The organism is Mesorhizobium album, assembly GCF_033977205.1.
GTDB lineage: Bacteria > Pseudomonadota > Alphaproteobacteria > Rhizobiales > Rhizobiaceae > Mesorhizobium > Mesorhizobium album.
In genome coordinates this window covers 1-3,737 of sequence record NZ_JAVIIW010000097.1, presented here as the reverse complement: position 1 = coordinate 3,737, position 3,737 = coordinate 1, and the positions used below count along the sequence as shown (strand labels likewise).

4 protein-coding genes are annotated in these 3,737 nt (G+C 64.8%); 1 reads left to right on the top strand and 3 read right to left on the bottom strand.

Going from position 1 to position 3,737, the window contains the following annotated elements:
• The first annotated feature begins 94 nt into the window (after nt 1-94).
• Complete coding sequence (locus RFN28_RS34230) at nt 95-922, top strand: IS481 family transposase (RefSeq protein WP_320291537.1); 828 nt, start codon at nt 95-97, stop codon at nt 920-922.
• A gap of 11 nt (nt 923-933) precedes the next feature.
• Here the strand turns inward: RFN28_RS34230 and RFN28_RS34225 are convergent, their stop codons facing one another.
• The 3 genes from RFN28_RS34225 to RFN28_RS34215 all read right to left on the bottom strand — a co-directional run.
• On the bottom strand, nt 934-3,006 hold the full coding sequence (locus RFN28_RS34225) for a recombinase family protein (protein ID WP_320291535.1): 2,073 nt from the start codon (nt 3,004-3,006) through the stop codon (nt 934-936).
• Nucleotides 2,996-3,196 (bottom strand): hypothetical protein, encoded by a 201-nt coding sequence (locus tag RFN28_RS34220; RefSeq protein ID WP_038654504.1) that lies wholly within the window; start codon nt 3,194-3,196, stop codon nt 2,996-2,998. The genes RFN28_RS34225 and RFN28_RS34220 overlap by 11 nt, the downstream gene beginning before the upstream one ends.
• A gap of 249 nt (nt 3,197-3,445) precedes the next feature.
• The coding region (locus RFN28_RS34215) for a hypothetical protein (protein WP_320291534.1) at nt 3,446-3,737 on the bottom strand (292 nt) is incomplete at its 5' end.

Genomic DNA, 3,737 nt, shown 5'->3' with positions numbered 1-3,737 from the left:
GGGGACATCGCGAACAGGTGTGCGAGGACATCGCGAACAGTTTTGCGCGTTTTGCGCGAGGGGGTTCGGGATGCCATTCGAGGCCAGAAGCGTGATGAGCCAGAAAGAAGAGTTCGTGAGATTGGCGTTGGCGCCTGGCGCCAATGTGAGCGCGTTGTACCGGCGCTTCGGCATTGGCCGGACCTGTGGCCACAAGTTGCTTTTGCGCTATCGGATGGAAGGTGCGGCCGGTCTGGCGGAGCAGTCTCGGCGACCACTGTCGAGCCCGGCACGCAGCGCGCCGGAGGTGGAAGCAGCAGCCGTTTCGGTGCGTGTGGCGCATCCAGCCTGGGGTGGGCGCAAGATCGCGCGGGTGCTTGCCCGCGAAGGCATCGGCACGCCGGCGGCCTCGACGGTCACCGGCATCCTGCGCCGCAACGGTATCGAGCTGGGGGCTTTGGGCGGCCGAGCCCAGCCTTTCATTCGCTTCGAGCATGCCGCCCCCAACCACCTGTGGCAGATGGACTTCAAGGGCCACGTTGCCTTGCGCGCCGGCCGGCTGCATCCGCTTACCGTGCTCGACGACCATTCGCGCTTCTCGATCGCGCTGTCGGCCTGCGCCGACCAGACCACCGAGACCGTAAAAGCCCGGCTGATCGCCGCCTTCCGTCGCTATGGCCTGCCGTGGCGCATCGCCACCGACAATGGCCCGCCCTGGGGCGATGGCGGTCGCAACGACTTCACCTTGCTCACCGTCTGGCTGATCGAGATTGGCATCGCCGTCAGCCACTCCAGGCCTTGCCATCCGCAGACGCTCGGCAAGGACGAGCGCTTCCATCGTTCGCTCAAGGCCGAGGCATTGCAGGGACCGCCCTTCGCCAATCTCGCCGAGGCTCAGGATGCATTCGACCGATGGCGCCACGTCTACAATCCTGTTTCATAACACCCATCTGTCTATGTTGTTGAGGGGAATAGGCTTTGCTGATCGGGATGCGATCCTGCGGGGTATTTGGGGTTCTGTCGCGCGCGATGAACGATCTGCAGGGCATGCGGCTTTCCGAGTTCTGACCGGCTGAAGATCCACGGACCATCCGGCAGGGGATGAACGCCTTCGATCTCGCCTGTCTCGGCGGCGAGCCTGAGGGTCTTCGGTGCAACGCCGAGAAGGCGTGCGGCCTTGTTCAGGTTGAGCCACGGTTCGTTGCCCTCCGGCGCCGGTCGGAAGACCGGAATCTTGTGATGCGACCGGTGCGCCGTGACCCGTTCGCGCGTCCAGCGATTGCCATGCCCGGTCACCAGGCCGTTGCGGTTGAGAATGCCGGCAATCAGATCGTCGCTGGCGATTAGTACCAGTTGCCGCATGGCGGCGATGATGTCGGCGGAGGTGCTGTTGCGTTGTCCGCGGCGCCGCTTCGGCAAGCGCAGTTCGGTGTGAACCCCGCCGATCCAGTGGATCAGCAGGACGATCTCGGAGGCTTCATCATCAATATCGGCGATCACCTCCTGAATGACGGTACGCGCGATGCGCTTCTTGAGCCGCGCATCTGTCGTCGGTGCCGCCCAGACGATGTGGAGGTTCGCGGCCAGCGCGCCAAGGTCCATCGTCAACACAGGTGACGGCTTCGCCCTGGCGGTATCATGTGTGGCGATCTTGCCCTCGATCTCGCCGACATGTGCGAGGGCACGGTTCCACCGCGTCTCCAGTTCCGCGGCGACCAGCCGGTTCTCGGGGTCGGCCGCGTCATATTGCCGGAAAGCCCGGTCGGCGACGTAGCGTGCAGCCTCCAGATCGCGACCGAGAGCGTCCCGAACCTGGTCGCGGCGATTGGCAGCCTGCGCTTCGGCCTCGGCGGCAGCCGCGACCGCGCCGGGCTCGACCACCTGCAGAAGGGCCTCTTCAATAGCGTCATCGACGCGAAGTCCGCCGAAGGCGATGCAGCGCGGTTCGCCATTGTCGAGCAGGCCCCGCCAGCAGGAATAGCGCGGGATGTTGTGCTTGATACCGGTGTATCGCACCGTGAGCTTGCGGCCGCAGCGGCGGCACCGGACAAGCCCGGCGAGCAATGCATCGCCATGCTTCGGTGCTCCGTGATGCCGGCCCGTTGGCACGTTGTCGCTCACCATTGTGCGGATTGCCTCCGCTCGTTCCCAACTGACGTAACCTTCATGGCTGCCCGGGATCAGAGCCAGCCATTCCTCCCGGGCCTGGCGACGAACGCCCGACCGAGGAGCCGTCGATCCAAATCCCGGCGCGGCACGAGTCCTACCATAGGCATAGGCGCCGCCGTAGATCGGGTTCTCGATCATCCGGTGGATCGTGCCATAGCTGGGTCTGCGCCAGACGACATCGCCGTTGTTGCGCCTGGTGGGCAAATCCAGGCCATGCTCGAGGAACCACATCAAGGCCTGACGGGCGCTGCCGAGCGCGGCGACCTTGTCGAACACAAGGATGATCGCCTCTTGCACGCGGCGGTCGGGATCCTTCTCGAGCCGATCCCCGACCTTTACGAAGCCGACAGGCGCCGCGACCACGAGTTCGCCACGGCGTGCCTTCTCGTAGCGGGCCGAGAGCGACCGCTGGCGCAAAAGATCGAGTTCGTACTCGTTGAGGCTTCCCTTTAACCCCAGCAGCAGCCGGTCGTTGCCTTGGCGCGGCGCATAGACCGTCTCCTGGTCGACCAGCACGGTGTCGACGACGCGGCACATCTCGATGAGCTGCTGCCAGTCGCGGCTGTTGCGGGCAAACCGCGACACTTCCCGCGCCGCGACCGCGCCGACCTTGCCGAGACAGACTTCCGCGACCATTCGGTCGAAACCGGCGCGTGCGACGCCGCCGGCGGCGGACCGGCCGAGATCATCATCGACCGTCTCGACGCGAGACCACCCAAGCGCCGTCAGGCGATCGCGCATCGCATATTGGAGCGTGCTGCTCTCGCGGTTGTGCAGGACCTGATGGGCCGACGACTGCCGCACGTACAGTATCGCCTTGCGCTCAAGATGGTGCGGCCTGATCTTCTCATGCATCATGATCCGCGCCCTCCTGTCGCCCGGCGCGATCGCCGCCGACGTGGTCGAGGATCAGACGCACCATCAGCTTCGTCACTGACCGACGCGTCTCGACAGGCAGCGCCTGCCATCGCGGCGCCTCCATCATCGTGTCGGTGTCGTTCAACCTGGAGAACAGATCGAACTGGTAAGTCGTGGGCTTGCGCGGCATGGACCTCTCCCCGATTCGAGTCGTGAGAGTCCGATGCTGCGCCGATCCTCTGAGATTGCGACGGCACGCCTGTGTCACGGAGAAGCTCAGCCAAGGCGACAAGCACGGCAAGATCGACCTGCGCGGCAGCCGTGATGCGCCAGCTCACGCCAGCCGATCGGTCGAACATCCACGCCGGAACCTCCAGCCACCGGTCCGACGCTTGGCCGGAAAGGCTGCAGCGGAAAACCGTCATATCACCCTTCTTGATCACTTCATGGGTATGGACCTGCAGCCCGGCCCACGGATGCCACGGATAGCAAAGCTCGCGTTCAATCCCAGTCCCGTGGGTGTTAAGTCGTCGAGTTGTACAACGCCCAGCGTCCCCACGATGCCTTGGGTGGCGGCGTGCCGCTCGACCGCTACCAGGCCTCGCCGCGCCAGTATCGCGAAACTGTCGAGCCGTTCGAATATGCCAAGGACGATCTCATCCGCCGCGTTCAGCAGCATGGCTTCGTCTCCATTCTCGGCCGAACCATACGCTTGTGCCGGGCCTTCGCCG

Excerpts from the sequence above, each read along its gene's own strand:
- RFN28_RS34225 (WP_320291535.1), bottom strand. The coding sequence starts at position 3,006 with ATGATGCATGAGAAGATCAGGCCGCACCATCTTGAGCGCAAGGCGATA.
- RFN28_RS34220 (WP_038654504.1), bottom strand. The coding sequence starts at position 3,196 with ATGCCGCGCAAGCCCACGACTTACCAGTTCGATCTGTTCTCCAGGTTG.
- RFN28_RS34230 (WP_320291537.1), top strand. The coding sequence starts at position 95 with ATGAGCCAGAAAGAAGAGTTCGTGAGATTGGCGTTGGCGCCTGGCGCC.